This is a genomic window from Rothia nasimurium, from assembly GCF_928381705.1.
Classification (GTDB): Bacteria; Actinomycetota; Actinomycetes; order Actinomycetales; family Micrococcaceae; genus Rothia; species Rothia nasimurium_G.
Genome location: NZ_CAKMSR010000012.1, coordinates 13,075 through 30,596 on the forward strand (window position 1 = coordinate 13,075; position 17,522 = coordinate 30,596).

Genomic DNA, 17,522 nt, shown 5'->3' on the forward strand with positions numbered 1-17,522 from the left:
AGATTTCAAGGAAGAACACTATGACTCTCAAACTGTCAGCAGCCGAACTGGCTGCCATGATTGACCACACCATCCTGGCCCCTTCCGCCTCAGAGGCTGACGTCCGCCGCCTCTGTGCCGAGGCCAAGCAGTACGGCTTCGCCTCCGTCTGTGCCAACCCCGTCTGGGCCCCCGTGCTGGCTGAGGAGCTGGCCGGGTCTGCGTCCGTCCCCTGCGTGGTTGTGGGCTTCCCCTTCGGCGCTTCCGCCACCGAGGTCAAGGCTTTTGAAGCCAAGACCGCCGTTGAGGCCGGTGCCCGCGAGGTCGATATGGTTATCAACATCGCCGACGCCCGCGCAAGTAAGAAGGACGCCCTGGTGGCAGATATCAAGGCCGTCGCCGAGGCTACCCACGCCGGTGGAGCCCTGCTCAAGGTCATCATTGAAACCTCCGAGCTGACCGACGACCAGAAGGTTCTGGCCTGCCAGGCCTCCGTTGAAGCCGGGGCCGACTTCGTCAAGACCTCCACCGGCTACTCGTCCTCCGGTGCAACCGTCGAAGACATCGCCCTGATGCGCGCCACCGTTGGACCTAACCTGGGCGTGAAGGCCTCGGGCGGCGTCCGCACCCGCGAAGAAGCCCTCGCCATGATCGAAGCAGGTGCCACCCGCATCGGTGCCTCAAAGGGCATCGCCATCATCGGCGCCGGCGAAGCAGCAGAGGGCGGCTACTAAGCCAGGTTCTTCTCCGTCATATGGTGCGAACCGCTGAGGCAGCACCTATACTGAGTAATAAAGTACACACACGAAAAGGACTTCCCCATGTCACAGACTCAGGCCAACGGCGCCCCCGAGCGCAACGGCACCCCCCAGTACTCAGGCACTAAGGAGCTGGGCTCAAACATCGCCCTCTTCGTTCTCTGCTTCGTACTCCTGCTGGGCTGCCTCTACACCCTGGGCATGTACCCCGAGGGCGGCTGGGGCTGGTGGACCGTAGCTGTACTGCTCTACGGCGTCACCTTCATCATCCCCCTGTGGTTCCTGCCTTCGAAGACTAACGAGAAGGCTCGCACCAGCGGCACTGAGCTCTCACTCAAGTAAAGAGACGCACGCTGCTCATAGCAAGGGGCGGCCCACCTTTTCAGGTGGGCCGCCCCTTGTATCTGCCTGCAGAGGCACCGATACGGTAGGTACCATCTAAACGAGAAAAACCCACGAACTAGGTGGGTTTTTCTCACTTAGGTGGTACCTTTTGCCCTATGAAGCGGCGACACCGGCCTCGAAGATAGCGTGGATGAATTGCTCGGTCCACTCCACCATGGCGTCATCCACCAGGTCCTTACCACCAACAGCGGAGGTCTTAGGGCGGGGCACCAGAATCTGCCAGTTCTCGGTACCCGGAATCTGACGGTACTGGGCACCCGGATACATGCGGTCTAGTCGCATCTGGCGCGATTCTGGCAGATCATTGACCGGGAAGAAACGAACCTTGGGGCCCATAGCCACAATCTCGGTCAGACCCACAGCGCGAGCGCGGTGGCGAAGAGCTGCGACCTTGAAAAGGTTCTCAACCGGAGCAGGTGGGGTGCCGTACCGGTCTACCAGTTCTTCGCGAGCCTCAGCCAGCTCCTCGGCAGTCTGGGCCTGGGCAATCTGGCGGTAGGCCGATAGACGCAGACGCTCTGAACTCACATAGTCATGCGGCATGTGGGCGTTGACCGGCAGATCCACCTTAATCTCGGCAGGTGCCTCTTCCTTCTCACCGTGCTGGAAGTTAGCCACCGCCTCACCCACCAGACGCAGGTAGAGGTCAAAACCAACACCGGCGATATGGCCGGACTGTTCGCCACCCAGCAGGTTACCGGCACCGCGAATTTCCAGGTCTTTCATGGCCAGGCGCATACCGGCACCCAGCTCATTGTGGGTTGCTACCGCCTTCAGACGCTCGTGGGCGACCTCGGTCAGTACCTTCTCAGCCGGGTAGAGGAAGTAGGCGTAGGCGCGCTCGCGGCCGCGCCCCACGCGTCCGCGCAGCTGGTGAAGCTGGGACAGACCATAGTTCTGGGCCTGATCAACGATTAGGGTGTTGGCGTTGGAGATGTCCAGGCCGGTTTCAACGATGGTGGTCGATACCAGCACATCGAACTTGCGTTCCCAGAAGTCCACGATAATTTTTTCCAGGCGGGATTCGCTCATGCGCCCGTGGGCCACCGCGATGCGGGCCTCGGGGACCAGCTTCTGGATCTCGTTGGCGGTCTCTTCAATGCTAGAAACCCGGTTATGGACCACGAAGACCTGGCCCTCGCGCATGAGCTCGCGGCGGATTGCGGCGGTGATTTGCTTGTCGGTGCGGGGGCCGACGAAGGTGAGGACGGGGTGGCGTTCCTCGGGCGGTGTAGCCAGGGTGGACGTCTCCCGGATACCGGTCAGCGACATCTCCAGGGTTCGTGGGATGGGGGTGGCGCTCATGGCTAGAACATCCACGTTGGTGCGCATGGTCTTGAGCTTTTCCTTGTGCTCTACGCCGAAGCGCTGTTCCTCGTCGATAATGACCAGGCCCAGGTCCTTCCAGTCCACCGACTCGGAAAGGATGCGGTGGGTTCCCACAACTACGTCCACCGACCCGTTCTTAATGCCCTCGGCAATTTCGGCTGATTCCTTGGCTTTTTGGAAGCGGGAGAGCACCTTGATAGAGACGGGGAAACCCGAGAAGCGCTCGGTGAAGGTTTCGTAGTGCTGCTGGGCGAGCAGAGTGGTGGGAACAAGGACGGCCACCTGCTTGCCGTCCTGCACAGCCTTGAACGCTGCACGCACAGCGATTTCGGTCTTGCCGTAGCCCACATCGCCTGAGATGAGGCGGTCCATGGGGATTTCCTTCTCCATGTCGGCTTTGACCTCGTTGATGGCGGAGAGCTGGTCGGGAGTCTCGTTATAGGGGAAGGCCTCTTCGAGTTCCCGTTGCCAGGGGGTGTCGGGCCCGAAGGCATGACCGCGGGAGGCCTGGCGGGCTGAGTAGAGTTTAATCAGGTCAGCAGCAATTTCCTTGACGGCCTTGCGGGCCTTTGACTTGGTTTTAGCCCAGTCGGAGCCACCCATCTTTGAGAGCACTGGGGCGTCGCCGCCCACGTAGTTAGAGACCTGGTCTAGCTGGTCGGAGGGCACGAAGAGACGGTCCTTGGGCCCGCCCCGCTTGGAGGGGGCGTATTCCAGAACCAGATATTCCTTCATGGGCTTGGGCTGGCTCGGAGTCACAGTGGCCCCGGCAATAGGGCGCTGGATCAGCTCAACGAACTGGCCGATACCGTGTTGCTCGTGCACCACGTAGTCACCGGCTGACAGGCTCATGGGGTCGACCGCGTTCTTGCGGCGGCGTACGGGCAGCTTGCCGCTACGCAGGTCACGGGTGGCGTAGGGGCTGGTGCGGCCCAGAATATCGGCTTCGGTCAGCAGACCCAGCTTTTCGCCGTCCATCATGAAGCCGCGACCCATGGAGGCGGTAGTCATCTCGATGATGCCCGGCTCAGGCAGGTTCGTTAGGCTGTCCACGCGGGAGGCCGGTATCTCAGCTTCCTGGAAGAGGTCGAGCAGGCGGGTGAGCGGACCGGGGCCGTCGGTGACCACGGTGATGCGCCAGCCGTCCTTCACCTTTTTCCCAACTTCGGTCAGCAACTCAGTCACGTTGCCCGAGTAGGTGTGGGGGGCGCGGGCAGCCAGCTGGACCGAGTCAATCCCGTCATCGATAGCATCATCGACGCCGAGGGCCGTCATAGCCCACCAGCCAAAGCCTTTCGCGAGGGCGGTTTCTCGCAGGGCTGCAATGGTGCGGAAGCTACCAGCACTCAGCCCATCGGGGCCGTTGGCGCCCAGGTCGATGGGGGCGTCCGTTGTGTCGGTGACAGAATCCCAGGCAGCCAGCAGAAACTCCTCGTTGGTAGCAACCAGGTCGGTTGCGCGGGAGCGCACCTTTTCCGGCTCGATGATGAGAGGCAAGGACCCCGGAGGCAGGTGGTCGAGCAGGGTCACCATATCGTCAACCAGCAGGGGAATCAGAGACTCCATGCCCTCAACATAAATACCACCGGCAATTTTTTCGAGCATGGCGGCAGCGCCTGGGAAGGACTCTTTGAGCCTGGCTGCCCGGCTCATCACGCTGGGGGTGATCAGGAGTTCGCGGCAGGGAGGGGCGAGCAGCTCAGTGGGGTGGTCTTTGCCGGGCAGGGTGCGCTGGTCAGCGACCGAGAACCAGCGGATATTCTCGACCTCGTCCCCAAAGAATTCGATACGGGCGGGGTGGGCTGCGGTCGGTGAGAAAATATCGATAATGCCGCCGCGCACGGCAAATTCTCCGCGCTTTGACACCAGGTCAACGCGGGAATAGGCGGCCGATGCGAGAGATTTAGTCAGGGCATCAAAGTCTTGTTCTTCGCCGACCCGCAGGGTCACCGGCTGCATTTTTTCGAGACCTGCGACCAGGGGCTGCAGCACCGAGCGGATAGGGGCAACGAGCACCCGGGGAGCGGACGCACCCCCCTCGGCAAGGGCACGCAAGACCGCTAGGCGCTGGCCCACGGTATCACTTCGCGGGGAGAGGCGCTCATGGGGCAGGGTTTCCCAGGCCGGGAAGAGCTGGGCCTGCCCAGGCTCTAGCACCGCTTCTAGGGCAGTGACGGTGTCTTCGGCTTCGCGGTCGGTAGCAGTGACAGCTAGCAGGACGGGCGGGGTCGGCTCGTTCTGGGCGGCAAGTTGCTGGGCTATGCCGGCAAGCAGAAAGGGCCTAGCCCCGTCAGGAGAACCAATCAGAAATTCATCGAGGCGGGCTTTGGGGTCTGCACCTGCCTGGGTGATGATTGCGGTATAGCTGGGCTCATGGGTGAGGGCTTGGGCAAGGCCGCTCAGTGACATCTTCACTCCCCTGGGGTAAGGCCGACTGGTGCAGGCTCTATTATCCCATAGGCCCTACACCCCCGTAGCTTCATGGCTAGTAGGAACATGAGGGGCCGAAATAATACGCATAAAAATAACCACTAATACAGGTGTGATAAACACCAATACTATTTTCATATAAAACTTTTCTTGTCCCCATAAGTTACTACCGAGTAACCCGGTAATTTCGCTCTAAAGCTATTAACCCAGCCGAGGCCCAACCGGTAGTATGAGATGACCGGCAAAGCCCTCTGGTAGAACCCCACTCCTTTCGCACGGAGAACCAAGAGGCTTGGCCCCACCCCACGCACCACAACTTTTAGGGACTTAATGAAACGATTAGGGACACCCCTCTCTGCTGCCCTGCGCGCACCCAGCCTGCGCACCGGCGTCCTTGCCCTGTGCGCCAGTGCAACCCTGGCCCTGGCGGCCTGCGGTTCATCAGACAGCGGAAGCGCCAGTTCCAGTAGCGCATCCAGCTCAGCTAGCGCAGCAGCAAGCACCAATAGCGCCGGTGAGACCCTCACCGAAAACTTCGCAGGCTCCGAAGCTCTAGCCCAGGCCAGCGAAGCCGCCGTAGACACCGAAGAAGTTCAGACCACAGAACAGCTCTACAGCGACGTCCAGGGAGCTTTGGCAGGCATCCAGCCGGCTAGCACCTCAGTATCGCAAGAAGATACCTCAAGCGACATCGCCGGCGACACCGAAAGCGTACAAGCCAACGAGAACGCGGTCGAAAGCTACGTATCAGCCGAAACCACCTCACAGCTTGAAGCAGCAGCCACCGGCACCGCCCTCGACCAGTACCTCGCCACAGCCACCGAATATGCACTCGCTGGCTGGCATGTAGAGGGAACCTCCACCGTAGTCGGTACCCCCCGCATCGCCGATGGTGAGTACAACGGCCAGGCAGCCAAGATTATGGAAGTCTGCCTAGATTCCTCGGGAGTCAAGGTTGTAGATGCTACGGGCAACACCGTCAGCTCCGATCAGTTCACCCGCTCACTCAACATTTTCACTCTGGTAGAAGAAAACGGGGCATGGAAAATCGCTTCCCATGACTTCCCCAATAACGCAGATTGCTAAATACACATGAAGAAACCCTCACTATTTACTAAGATCGCTGTTGGCGCGGTCGCCCTGGGCGTTGGCGTCTCCGTCATCCCCGGCGCTATCGCCACCAACGAGTACGTAGCCAACGGTCTCACCAGCGAAACCGCAGCGGCGTCCTGCTGGGAAATCAAGCAGAACGACCCCGAATCCAAGTCAGGTGCCTACTGGCTCTGGACCGACGAGATGGACGCCCCCGCCCAGTTCTACTGCGACCAGGAAACCAACGGTGGCGGCTGGGTCATGATTGGCCGCGGCCGCGAAGGCTGGAGCGAGGACTACGCCGGTAAGGGCGACCCCCGCGAGCTGGCCACCAACCCCGACGGCACGGACGCTTTCTCCCCCGTCCAGCTCCCCTCAGCCACCGTGGACGCCCTGCTGGGCGACACCAAGGTGCAGGACCTTGAGGACGGCGTCCGCTTCTATCGTGCTGGCAATGCCGCTGGCACCACCTGGCAGAACATGTACGCCAGCCGCACCAAGACCGAAAACTGGTCCTGGACCCTCTCGGCCTACCACCCCTGGGAAAACATCCGCTACGACAACGACCCCGCCCTGGGCGCTGACCGTAGCTACGCGACCTCGGTCAACCGTATCGCCAACAACAACGACTACTACTACGCCAACAACTTCTACGGTCGTAGCAACCAGTCCTGGAAGATTGGCTTCGCTTACGGCCGCTTCATCCAGGGTACCGATACCGCAACCTCCTACCTCTGGTCCCCCCGCCTGGCAGGTTACGCTATCCCCTTCACCCAGGTCTTCGTGCGCCCCAAGCTCACCCAGGCAGACCTGAACCTAACCGACATCGCAGATAGCGGTACCGCAGCAGCAACCGAGCGCGCCCTGCCCGCCAGCTTCTCTTCCCGCGTCACTTGGCGTACCAGCGCTAACAGCGGCACCGGCAATACCGGCGAGCTCAACACCCGTGTACAGGCCATCAACCAGCTGGGCGACACCGTCTACACCGGCGGCGACTTTGCCTTCGTTGAAAACGCCACCACCGGCGAGAAGGTACAGCAGAAGTTCATCGCGGGTTACAACGTCAATACCGGCGAACTGGTACGAACCTTCACCCCCCAGCTCAACGGCCAGGTCAAGGACATCGAGCCCCTGCCTAACGGCAAGCTTGCCGTAGGCGGTGAGTTTACCCGGGTCAACGGTCAGCCCTCTAACGGTTTTGTCATTCTGGACCCCGTCACCGGCGCTACCGACACCTCGCTGGGCTGGGACGTTGTTAACCGCAACGCCAGCGGTGTTTCCTTCGTCAAGTCCATCATGGTCCAGGGCGACTACGTCTACATCGGCGGCAACTTCACCCACGTTAAGGGTGCCACCTCTGGTACCTACGCCTATTCAAAGAACGTAGCCCGCTTCCGCCTGAACGACAACTCTGTGGACTGGTCCTGGCGCCCCACCACCAACGGCACCGTCAACGGTATTGCTGCAAGCGACCAGGGTGTTGCCCTGGCCGGTTACTTCTCTACCGTCAACGACCAGCGCTCCTGGAAGCTGGCCTACCTGAACACCACCGATGGTGCCCTGGCCCAGCAGTGGGAGTGGACTCTATCCCACCGTGCTTCTAACCCCAACCCCCGTGACGGCTTCCAGTTCGATGTGCAGGACGCCGGTGCGACCGTCTGGACCGCAGGTGCAGAACACCTGGTAGCCCAGTACGACAAGGCCAATCTGAAGAACCGCCTGACCACTGCTATCACCAAGAGCGGCGGCGACTTCCAGGACCTGTCAATGAACAACGGCGTGCTCTATGCAGCCTGCCACTGTGGTGACTGGATCTACTACGGTGCAACCACCCACGACAATCCGTGGAACGCACCCACTTACAGCGGTGTGAACACTATCCGCCTGATTGCGGCTTTTGACGCTCAGACCGGCGAGATTCTGCCCCAGTTCAACCCCAGCCTGCAGGGTGCAAACGGTCACGGTATCTGGGCCTCCTTCACTGACTCCACCGGCACCCTCTGGGTAGGCGGCGACATCACCCGCTCCCTGGGCTACAACGGGGTCCAGCAGACTGTAGGCTTTGCCCGTTACGCCCCTGCCGACTCCACAGCTCCGGCTACCGCCTCTAACCTCTCCGTCACCACCGACGGCACCACCGATACCCTCACCTGGACCGGTGTCTCAGAACGCGGCGTCACCTACCAGATTCTGCGCGACAACCGAGTCATCGCCTCCACTTCAGAGACCAGCTACAAGCTGCCCACTTCTGAGGACGCCCGCTACTTCGTTCGCGTTGCAGATGCAGCCGGTAACGTCTCTGCTTCTACCCCGGTCGCTGTAGCAGCCAAGCCCCAGCCCACCCCCGAGCCCACGGTAGATCCCACTACCGAGGCTCCAGTTGAGCCGACCGCTGAGCCCACAACCGAAGCTCCAGCTGAGCCCACCGCAGAGCCTACCGCAGAACCCACCACTGAGGCCCCCACTCAGCCCGATAACCCGAATGTGAAGCCCATTGAAGAAATCACTGAGGAGCCGGTTCCCCCGGTAGTTGAGGAAAACCCCGCTCCCGCTGAGCCTGTTGCTCCGGTTGAACCGGTCAAGCCTGCAGATCAGAAGGTTGTTGCCTCGGGCGATAACTGGGATATCGCTTTCGTACTCACCAACGAATACGACAAGACCTGGCGTAACACCAACTACGCCTATAACACCGCCCGTCAGTGGTACGTTGCACCGACCTCCATCGGTTGGGGCGAATTCTCGCTGGCAAACCGCGTCCAGTTCGCCTACTACAATCAGCCTATGTCGATGTTCCTGCGTAAGGAGATGCAGCTGACCCCGCAGGCTAACCAGGAGCTGGTTCTGACCACCTACGCAGATGACGGTATCGCTATCTACGTCAACGGCCGCGAGGTCAACCGCACCAACCTGATGGCTAACGCAGCTCCCAACACCCCGGCGCGGAAGGCTGTTCCCTACTCCCTGGCTAAGGCAACCCCGATTACCGTGGTTATTCCCGCTAGCCAGCTGAACCAGGGTAAGAACGTGATTGCCGTTGAGGTTCACTCTTACCGTCGCTCCGAGAGCGCTACCTTCGATATGGAAGCAGTTCTGCGCACCAAGTAAGACTGCAACCTATTGAATACCGCCCTGTGGCCCGTGCACATTGCACGGGCCACAGGCCTTAGTGAGGGCGGACGCCGGGAGCCGCTAAGCTCCCCCAGGTAGGCCTGTTAGGGGTTGGAACATATTGAAGGTCATAGTTTTGTGGGCTGGTTTTCACCTGTAACTAGCTCACCCGTTCACCTAAAATTAAATACCCGGACTTACCGCCCCGCTGAGGCTACCTCTTTCATCGCACGTTGAGGTAGCGCTTATTCTGCTGGGACTTTGCCGGTTGCACACACGTATTTCAAGGATTAACTAGGGTTTATGACGAGCACGCGCACTTTGCCCCCTCGTGGGTTTAGGGAAACACTGACACAGCTGAACTCTGCCCAGAAGTCTGGTGCAGGAGTGCCTGCCTATACCCGCTGGGTCAACCGCCGTGTTGCCCGTGTTTTTGCGGCGGCTGCGGTCAAGGTTGGCCTTGGACCCAACGGGGTTACAGCGCTGAGCGCCAGTGTTTCTGTGCTGGGTATGCTCTTGATGATTTTCTTCCCACCTACGCCCTTGCTGGGCCTGGGGGTGGCTCTGCTCTTTGCCTTGGGCTATGCCCTGGATTCGGCGGACGGCCAGGTTGCTCGTGTGACAGGGGCGTCCTCCCCTGCCGGTGAGTGGCTCGACCATGTGGTTGATGCTATGCGCACCCCTGCCATGCATCTGACGATTCTGGTGGGCTTTATCAAGTACCCGCAGGCTTTCCCTTGGACCGGTTGGCAGCTCTGGTGGCTCCCTCTTGCTTTTACGGTGCTGGTCACCGGGCATTTTATGAGCCAGATTCTGGCTGAACAGCTGCGCAATAATCGGGGTACCGCTGCCCCGGCTACCGGGGGAACCCTCCGTTCTTTCATCAACCTGCATATGGACGCCGGTACCTTCTGCTGGATTTTTATTTTCTGGGGTACCGGGCTTGGCTTTGTGCTGGTCTACGGCCTGCTCTTTGCGGCCAATGCGGCCACTGTCTTGCTCTCTATGCGTCGTAAGTTCCTTACTCTTGCTCAGCCGGCAGGTGCCTAATGCAGAGTGTATCCGTCATTATCGCGACCAACGGTAAGCGCCCCGAGCTGCTGCGTACCGCGGTAGCTGCAATTTTTGAGCAGACCTACACCGGCCCGGTTGAGGTGCTGGTGGTCTTTGACCACGTTGAGATTGACCCGCTCACCGACGTCCCCGTCCCGGAAAATCGCTCCCTGCGTACCATCCTCAATACCCGCCCCCAGGGTCTAGCCGGTGGCCGCAACACTGGTATTGAGGCTGCTGCGGGAGAGATACTGGGGTTCTGCGATGACGACGACTACTGGCTGCCAACCAAGCTGGCCGACCAGCTAGAGCTCTGGCAGTACGCCCCGCAGGCAGTTGCGATTTCTTCGGGTATCAGGGTGCGTTCCGGCGGTAAAGACATCGACCGTCTGGCCCCGGCCCGAGCTACCTTCACAGATTTTCTCCGCTCCCGCATTACCGAGATTCACCCCTCGGCGATGCTCTACCGCCGCTCAGATTTGCTAGGACGCGTGGGGCTCGTTGACGAGGACCTCCCGGCTGCCTACGGTGAGGACTACGACCTGCTCCTGCGCGCCACTAAGTTCGGGGATATCTACTCGGTCGAAAAGCCGCTGGTCCTGATTCTCTGGGACCGCCCCTCCTTCTTTGCCGGCAAGTGGGAAAACATGGCTGCGGGTCTCACCTATCTGCTGCGTAAGTTCCCCGAGTTTGAAAGCGACCCCAAGGGTCTAGCCCGCGTCTCTGGGCAGATTGCTTTTATTCACGCTGCGCTGGGAAACAAGAAGCTGGCCCTGGCCTACGTACGCGCTACCCTGCGCCGTGACCCGACCCAGCTACGTGCCTGGGCTGCGCTGCCTGTTGCCCTGGGGCTGGTGAGCCCTTCTGCCCTGCTGGCTGCTGTGAATAAGACCGGTCGAGGCCTCTAACCCCATGGCCCTTCTTACCCCCACTCACCGCCACAACCGGTTTTTAACCGCGGTTGCCCCCACCGCCGGGGCGCCTCTCCCGGCCTGGCCTATTCTGGTTCTACTCTATGGCTTCCCCCTCGTGTGGGCTATGGGCATGATGCAGTTCGCTCCCACTCTGCTGGCTACTGCCATGATTGTGCTCATGGTCATGCGCCGCCATGTGCTGGTGCACTCCACCATGTGGATTTGGTTTGCCCTCATGTTCTGGGGGCTCATCTGTATCGTCTCGGTCGATACCGCTTCAGAGTTCCTGGGCTGGTTCCAGCGCTACATGAACATCTTTAACGTGGGTATCTACACGCTCTACTTCTTCAATGCCCGCGAGCGCATTCCCAACCACATCATGCTGGGCGGGCTGCTGACGATTTGGTTCACGGTGGTGATTTTGGGGTACCTGGCCCTAGCCTTCCCCGATTTCCGTCTGCCGACCCCGATGAGTTTCATTCTGCCGGGGGCCCTGCTTAATAACGAGCTGGTGAAGGACTATGTGCTTCCGCCCATGGCTGAAGTGCAGTGGCCCTGGGGCGCTGAGGTGGCTTATATCCGCCCGTCCGCGCCCTTCCCCTACGCTAACTCCTGGGGCCTGGCCTATGCGCTGCTGACCCCTGTGGTGTTTGCGGTGATGACCGGTGTGCACTCGAAGAAGATTCAGCTGGGGCTTGGTTTTGCGGTGGCCCTGTCGCTGGTGCCCGCTGTGGCTACTTCTAACCGGGGTATGTTCATTGGCCTGGGGTCAGCTTTTGCCTATGTGCTCTTCCGGCTCCTACTCAAGGGTGACTGGCGGGCGCTGGGTATCGGTGCGGTGCTGGGCGTTGGTGTGGTGACCTACCTGCTGGTTTCTGGCGCTGTGGGCGATATTTTGGGCCGTCAGGAGTATTCTGATTCCACCGGCGGCCGTGCCTCGCTCTACGAGCTGACCTTTGAATACACCCTGCGCTCTCCCCTGGTGGGCTATGGCACCTCGAAAATGGCCGATAGCGTGGGTGTGTCGATGGGTACCCAGGGTCAGGTCTGGGCGCTGATGTTCTGCTTTGGTTTCGTGGGCTTGGGGCTTTTCCTGCTCTATGTGGTTTCGGTTCTGATTAACACCTGGAATATCGCCTCGATTACCGGCATGTGGGTGCACTCGGTCATTGTGTCTGCTCTGGCTGTTGTTTTCTTCTACTCTTTTGACGTGATCCAGCTGACCGTCCTGATGCTGTCGGTGGCGCTGATGATGCGCTCTCGTATGTACGGGGAGGGTTTGTGATGGCTCGTTCTCTTGCTCGGAGCGGGGCTTTCTCCTCCCTCTATGTGATGTACGGTTCTGCTGCGGCTTTCGTGGCTACCCTGATTGTTTCTAACGGGGTGGGCGAAGCCGGGGCCGGCGCCTTCTTCCAGGTCATGGCTTTCTTCGCGATTGCTACTTCTCTCTGCGTATTCGGTGCCGACACCGGTCTGGTGCGTACCATGAGCGCCCAGCGTGCCGTGGGGCGCTACTCTAGCCTGCCCCAGCTCATGCGTTTTGCGTTCGGGCCGGCCACCGTCATTGCCCTGGTGCTGGCTGTAGCCGCCCTGCTCTGCGCGCTACCGTCTGTGACCCCGAATCTGGGGGCGGACGCGCGCACCGCAGTTCTCGTGTCAGCCCCCTTTGTGGTGGTGGCGGCCTGGATGACCCTGTGCTTTGGTGCCCTGCGCGGGCTGGGGCACACGGTTGAGTTCACCTTCTTGCAGTCTGCCCTGCTGCCGACCCTACGTATCGGTGCAGTGTTACTGGCGGTGGCCTTCTCGGGAGCTATTGCCTACCTGGCACTTGCCTGGGCTGTGCCCCTTCTGGTGGTTTTTGTGGTGGCAATGCTCTGGGTGCGGAAATATATGCCCCAGCAGGAGGACGTGCCCAGCTACCCGGCTCGCCACCTTGCGGTTGAGCAGGTGCCCACTAGCGCTGTGGCAGCCCCCGAGTCGGCCCGTTCTTTCTGGGCTTTTAGCTCGGCTCGCGGCGTATCGGCTATGGTCGAAGCAGTGCTGGAGTGGGTTGATGTGCTGCTCATCGGTCTCTTCTTGGGGCCCGCTGCTAGCGGTATTTACGGTGCCGTCAATCGCTATGTTCGGGTGGGCGCTATGGTTGAGCACACCGCCCGGGTGGTTACCGGCCCCGATATCTCAGCGGCTATCGCTACCGGTGACCAGCCCCGGGCCCGCCAGATTTTTGTCTCGGCTACCCGTATTCTGATTGCTGTCGGCTGGCCCTTCTTCATTACGCTTGCCGCCTTTGGCCCGGTTCTCTTGGGTTTCTTCGGTGAGGGCTTTACGGCAGGTGCCCCGCTCTTCTTTATTATTGGGGCGGCGATGCTGGTGCAGATGGCGGCAGGCGGTGTGCAGTCGGTTCTCCTGATGAGCGGACGCGCCCGCTGGCAGCTCTACAACAAGCTTTCGGCTTTACTGGTGGCGCTTGTGCTGAACCTGGCGCTCATCCCTCTCTGGGGGCTGGCCGGGGCAGCAACCGCGTGGGCGGCTGCCGTCCTCACTGACTGTGGTCTCGCTACAGCCCAGGTCTACGGCAAGCTGGGCATCCGCCCCCGTCTCACCGAGGTCCTGCCAATTATGGCTCTTGCAGCCCTTACACCGGGTGTGGGGGCAGCGCTGACCATCCTGCTATGGGGGCAAAGTCTGCTAGCCTTAGCTGCCTATGCGCTACTCCTTGTCCCCCTCTACTTAGCCCTGATCTACCGTTTCCGCCGAGCAGTCGGTCTTGAAACTCTCGTCGCATCAATCACTCGCAAACTTCGCCGCTAGGCCCATACACTCCTAGGGAAGGAACACACATGGAACGCTCCTCACGAGCCAGAGCCAACGACCAGCAGGCTACCCCCATTTCGCTGGGGGCCGCCGTCCGCCGCATCCTGCGCCACAAAATCGTTGTACTCATCAGCGCCCTCATCTTCGCTGCCCTGGGTGCAGTCGCCGGCCTAGCCCTGCCCCACTCTTATGAGTCCAAGGCCGTCATCAACGTAACCCAGCCCAGTGCCGGTGCCAGTGGCCTGCGTGCTGCCCTCAACTCCATCGACATGGACACCGAAGAAGCCATCGCCTCCTCCCGGGTGGTTCTGCAGGCCGCAGCCGACGAGCTGGGTATGGACGTAGCCGACCTTAAAGACCAGGTCACCGCAGCGGGGCACTCCAATAGCACTATCCTCGATATCATCGTCAATGCCAAGGACCCCAACGAGGCAGCAGATATCGCCAACACCGTTGCCCGCGCCTACCTGGCCCATCGATCAGATACCCTGCGTGCCAGCCGAGAAGAGACCCGAGAGAACATCGACGCTGTCTCTAACGGTATGGATAAGGCCCTCGTTGACCAGGCAATTCTGACCCTAGAAGCAACTTCTACCGACAGCGGCACCATCATTTCAGAGGCCCAGGTGCCCGACGCCCCCTCAAACTTTAGCCTGGCCCAGACCATCTTCATCGGTGGCGCCATGGGTCTGCTCATCGGTATCTTCGCAGCCTACGTTGTAGACCGCACCAACCGCGCCCTGGGCTACTCAGAGCGCCTCTCAGAAATCTCAGGGGCTCCCGTCTCCATCATTGCCCGCGGTGCCGAAACCGAATCAGCAACCCAGCTGTTACGCCGTATCGGCGTAGCAGACGGGCGCCTCAAGAACGCCGATCTGCGCGGCATCACCATCTTCTCCCCCACCCCCCGCGCAGCAGCCTCGCTGACTTCCCTGCTCACCGGTGTCCTCACCGATAGCAACTACAGCATCGCCGACGCCGCTACTTTCAACGCCCTGGGCCTGGAGAACCTCAAGGACCACATCAAGCAGAACTCCCCCGTCATCATCGATGCCCCCGCGTCTGCCTCGACCTCAAAGGTCCTGTTGGCCGCCGACCATACCCGCGTGCTGCTGCTGCCCTTTACCTCAAAGAGCACCGTCAAGAGCGCCCAGCGACTCTTCGACGAGCTCACCCCGGCCAGCTCCACCAAGGTCATCCCCGTCTACTTCGACGCACCCACCCAGAAATAAGCAGCCATGAAAGTACTCCTCACCGCAAGCGCTGGCGGCCACCTGGCCCAGCTCATTGCCCTCGATAAATTCTGGAAAGAACACGACCGTGCCTGGGCCACCTTCGAGCTGCCCGAAGTCAAAGCTGCTCTAGAGGGCGAGCGCACCTACTGGGTGCACTTCCCCACCACCCGCAACATTCCCAACGCTATTCGTAATATCGGGGTAGCCTGGCGGGTGCTCCGTAAGGAGCGGCCCGATGCGGTGGTCTCCACCGGAGCCGCGGTCGCGGTGCCCTTCTTTATCATCGCTAAGCTGTTGGGCATCAAGACCGTTTTTATCGAGGCCTACGACCGCATCACCATGCCCACCCTCACCGGCCGCATGTGCTACCCCATGAGCGACCTCTTTGTGGTGCAGTGGGATGAGCAGAAGAAAACCTTCCCCGAAGCCGTCAATATCGGCCATATTCTCTAGGAGGCTGTCGTGACAGAAAACCCGCACCCCGACGCCGCCCAGGCTAAGGCTTACGATCTAGTGGTGTCTCTGGGCACCGACCATCACCACTTTGACCGGCTGATTCAGTGGGTTGATTCCTACCTGGCAGATCACCCAGAGGTCACGGCACTGGTGCAGCACGGTTTCACCGCGCCTCCCCAGCATGCGGACGCCGTCGAACGTATGCCCCGCGCCGACCTGCTTGATCTTTACCGGGCTGCCAAGGTGGTGCTGGTTCAGGGCGGCCCGGGCTCAATTCTCGATGCCCGTGAGGTCGGGGCTATTCCCCTGGCTGTGCCGCGTGTGGCTGAGCTCGATGAAGTCGTTGATAACCACCAGGTCGAGTTCTCCCGGGTTATGGAAACCCACGGTGAGGCTATCATTGTTACCAGCCCCGAAGACCTGAGAAACAAGCTGGACGCAGCCTTTGCCGACCCCGGTTCATTCCGGGGCACCTACCGGGTGCCCGGTAGTGACCAGGCCTCAGATAACCTCTCAGCCGAGCTAGAGGCCCTGGGCGCAGCCTATAACAGCGGTTTCATCCGCCGAACCGCCCAGATTATTGCCGGATTCCGCTCTCAGTAAGCAAGGCTGCTCCGCGCTTTCGCGCCCTCAAGCACACCCCGTAGAATAGGGCACGACACCTTTATCACCGCCCCTGAAAGAGAGAGCCCATGGCTGTTCAGAGTTCAACCACTATCAACGCTTCTATCGACAACGTCATCCGCGCCTTTGCCGATGAGAACTTCGCTCGCTTTGCCAGCGAAAAGGTCCGTATCTCCTTCGAGTCCTTCTCTGTTGATGGCGACCCCGCCGGTGCCTTCACCGCCACCACCGTGCGTGCTATCCCTGCTGACCGTATTCCCGATATGGCAAAGAAGCTCCCCGGCGTATCCAACGGTGTGAGTGTTTCTCAGGTTGACCGCGTCTCAGCTCCCGCAGCAGACGGCTCCCGCACCGTAGTTTCTGAGGTAACCGTCAAGGGTATCCCCGTTACCGGTAACGCAACCCAGACTCTGACCCCCGCCGGTGAGACCACCGAGGTTAAGGTCGACGGTGAGGTCAAGTGCTCCATTCCCCTGGTGGGTAAGAAGATTGCTGCTGCCGCTGAGCCCCAGATTGGCCGCGTTTTCTCAGCCTTGGGCACCAGCGCTGAAGAGTACATCAAAGCTAACTACTAAGAGCTTTTAGATACTAAGGACGCCCCGCTCTCCGCTCCCCCTCTCATGGGGAAGGAGGGCGGGGCGTCCTTGCATCGTGTGATACTCGGTTTAGGCCGCTGCTGCTACCGGGGTATTCAGCGCTTCGAGGGCCGCCCGCAGCTTGGTGCTGGAGGTGTGGGCGGTATAGGGGAAGTAAACCACCTGAACGCCAACCTCAGCGAAGCGGTTTTCCAGATCGATGCCGCGCGGGGTGCCCTTCCAGTCGTCGCCCTTGAAAAAGGTGTTGAAGCGTACCTGTTCCCAGGTCTCAAGTTTGTCGACCACGGTTTCGGCGCGGACTTCGTCCACGAAGTCGATGTGGGAGACAATTTCCATGCGCTCAGCCAGCGGCACGATGGGCTTGCGGCCCTTGGTAAGTTCGAGCATCTCGTCGGAGACTACCCCGGCGATAAGGTAGTCGCAGTTTTTCTTGGCCTGGCGCAGGATGTTGAGGTGGCCGACGTGGAAAAGGTCGAAGGCGCCGGCGGCATAGCCAATGTTCATGGGTCCCCCAGAGTGTGCGTGTGGGCGCGGTGCGAACGCGCTAGTACAGGTGTGTTTCTCCACTTAACCCTACGTTAAGGTGGGGAGCAAGGTAAGGACGATACCGGGGGCACTTTGGGGGACAGCCCAGGTCAGGGCGTGGTTGGGGTAACAAAACCCACCCCGCTACAGCCCGACAGGGGCGGACGCTTTGGGGTGGGTTCTGTGCGCTGAGCTGGGGCTTTG

Annotated in this window: 14 protein-coding genes; 12 read left to right on the plus strand and 2 right to left on the minus strand. The window is 60.6% G+C overall.

From position 1 onward, the window contains the following. Window positions 1-20 precede the first annotated feature (20 nt). Entirely contained in the window at window positions 21-713 is a 693-nt protein-coding gene (gene deoC, locus L6762_RS09950) for a deoxyribose-phosphate aldolase (RefSeq protein ID WP_237187083.1), read from the plus strand. Window positions 714-800: 87 nt separating this feature from the next. Next, entirely contained in the window at window positions 801-1,079 is a 279-nt protein-coding gene (locus tag L6762_RS09955; protein ID WP_237187084.1) for a hypothetical protein, read from the plus strand. A gap of 156 nt (window positions 1,080-1,235) precedes the next feature. Here the strand turns inward: L6762_RS09955 and mfd are convergent, their stop codons facing one another. Next, on the minus strand, window positions 1,236-4,880 hold the full coding sequence (gene mfd, locus L6762_RS09960; protein ID WP_237187085.1) for a transcription-repair coupling factor: 3,645 nt from the start codon (window positions 4,878-4,880) through the stop codon (window positions 1,236-1,238). 351 nt (window positions 4,881-5,231) lie between these two features. Here mfd and L6762_RS09965 point away from each other — a divergent pair, with 351 nt between their 5' ends. From L6762_RS09965 to L6762_RS10010, 10 genes are all read left to right on the plus strand, one after another. Continuing rightward, window positions 5,232-5,987 carry a hypothetical protein gene (locus tag L6762_RS09965; RefSeq protein WP_237187086.1) on the plus strand — a complete coding sequence of 252 codons (756 nt, stop codon included), beginning with the start codon at window positions 5,232-5,234 and terminating at the stop codon, window positions 5,985-5,987. A gap of 6 nt (window positions 5,988-5,993) precedes the next feature. Then, the gene (locus tag L6762_RS09970) at window positions 5,994-9,098 is read left to right on the plus strand and encodes a fibrinogen-like YCDxxxxGGGW domain-containing protein (protein WP_237187087.1); all 3,105 of its coding nucleotides are present in this window, start codon (window positions 5,994-5,996) and stop codon (window positions 9,096-9,098) included. Between the two features lie 390 nt (window positions 9,099-9,488). After that, a complete protein-coding gene (locus L6762_RS09975; protein WP_237187088.1) occupies window positions 9,489-10,151 on the plus strand; it encodes a CDP-alcohol phosphatidyltransferase family protein in 663 nt (220 codons plus the stop codon). Continuing rightward, entirely contained in the window at window positions 10,151-11,062 is a 912-nt protein-coding gene (locus tag L6762_RS09980) for a glycosyltransferase family 2 protein (protein WP_237187089.1), read from the plus strand. The genes L6762_RS09975 and L6762_RS09980 overlap by 1 nt, the downstream gene beginning before the upstream one ends. Before the next feature lie 4 nt (window positions 11,063-11,066). Then, complete coding sequence (locus tag L6762_RS09985) at window positions 11,067-12,353, plus strand: O-antigen ligase domain-containing protein (protein WP_237187090.1); 1,287 nt, start codon at window positions 11,067-11,069, stop codon at window positions 12,351-12,353. Next, window positions 12,353-13,879, plus strand: coding sequence for a lipopolysaccharide biosynthesis protein (locus tag L6762_RS09990; protein WP_237187091.1), 1,527 nt, complete (start codon window positions 12,353-12,355; stop codon window positions 13,877-13,879). Before L6762_RS09985 ends, L6762_RS09990 begins: the two co-directional genes overlap by 1 nt. A gap of 29 nt (window positions 13,880-13,908) precedes the next feature. After that, window positions 13,909-15,114 (plus strand): YveK family protein, encoded by a 1,206-nt coding sequence (locus L6762_RS09995; protein WP_237187092.1) that lies wholly within the window; start codon window positions 13,909-13,911, stop codon window positions 15,112-15,114. 6 nt (window positions 15,115-15,120) lie between these two features. Next, entirely contained in the window at window positions 15,121-15,570 is a 450-nt protein-coding gene (pssD, locus tag L6762_RS10000) for a PssD/Cps14F family polysaccharide biosynthesis glycosyltransferase (RefSeq protein WP_237187093.1), read from the plus strand. 9 nt (window positions 15,571-15,579) lie between these two features. Then, the gene (locus L6762_RS10005; protein ID WP_237187094.1) at window positions 15,580-16,176 is read left to right on the plus strand and encodes a glycosyltransferase; all 597 of its coding nucleotides are present in this window, start codon (window positions 15,580-15,582) and stop codon (window positions 16,174-16,176) included. Between the two features lie 89 nt (window positions 16,177-16,265). Then, complete coding sequence (locus L6762_RS10010; protein WP_237187095.1) at window positions 16,266-16,772, plus strand: DUF2505 domain-containing protein; 507 nt, start codon at window positions 16,266-16,268, stop codon at window positions 16,770-16,772. Window positions 16,773-16,862: 90 nt separating this feature from the next. Here the strand turns inward: L6762_RS10010 and L6762_RS10015 are convergent, their stop codons facing one another. Next, window positions 16,863-17,297: an adenylyltransferase/cytidyltransferase family protein gene (locus L6762_RS10015; protein ID WP_237187096.1), complete on the minus strand. Its 435-nt coding sequence runs from the start codon at window positions 17,295-17,297 to the stop codon at window positions 16,863-16,865. Window positions 17,298-17,522: the final 225 nt, after the last annotated feature.

What these genes read in the sequence shown, in the direction of transcription:
- deoC (WP_237187083.1), top strand. Translation starts at nt 21, where the DNA reads ATGACTCTCAAACTGTCAGCAGCCGAACTGGCTGCCATGATTGACCAC.
- L6762_RS09955 (WP_237187084.1), top strand. Translation starts at nt 801, where the DNA reads ATGTCACAGACTCAGGCCAACGGCGCCCCCGAGCGCAACGGCACCCCC.
- mfd (WP_237187085.1), bottom strand. Translation starts at nt 4,880, where the DNA reads ATGTCACTGAGCGGCCTTGCCCAAGCCCTCACCCATGAGCCCAGCTAT.
- L6762_RS09965 (WP_237187086.1), top strand. Translation starts at nt 5,232, where the DNA reads ATGAAACGATTAGGGACACCCCTCTCTGCTGCCCTGCGCGCACCCAGC.
- L6762_RS09970 (WP_237187087.1), top strand. Translation starts at nt 5,994, where the DNA reads ATGAAGAAACCCTCACTATTTACTAAGATCGCTGTTGGCGCGGTCGCC.
- L6762_RS09980 (WP_237187089.1), top strand. Translation starts at nt 10,151, where the DNA reads ATGCAGAGTGTATCCGTCATTATCGCGACCAACGGTAAGCGCCCCGAG.
- L6762_RS09985 (WP_237187090.1), top strand. Translation starts at nt 11,067, where the DNA reads ATGGCCCTTCTTACCCCCACTCACCGCCACAACCGGTTTTTAACCGCG.
- L6762_RS09990 (WP_237187091.1), top strand. Translation starts at nt 12,353, where the DNA reads ATGGCTCGTTCTCTTGCTCGGAGCGGGGCTTTCTCCTCCCTCTATGTG.
- L6762_RS09995 (WP_237187092.1), top strand. Translation starts at nt 13,909, where the DNA reads ATGGAACGCTCCTCACGAGCCAGAGCCAACGACCAGCAGGCTACCCCC.
- pssD (WP_237187093.1), top strand. Translation starts at nt 15,121, where the DNA reads ATGAAAGTACTCCTCACCGCAAGCGCTGGCGGCCACCTGGCCCAGCTC.
- L6762_RS10010 (WP_237187095.1), top strand. Translation starts at nt 16,266, where the DNA reads ATGGCTGTTCAGAGTTCAACCACTATCAACGCTTCTATCGACAACGTC.
- L6762_RS10015 (WP_237187096.1), bottom strand. Translation starts at nt 17,297, where the DNA reads ATGAACATTGGCTATGCCGCCGGCGCCTTCGACCTTTTCCACGTCGGC.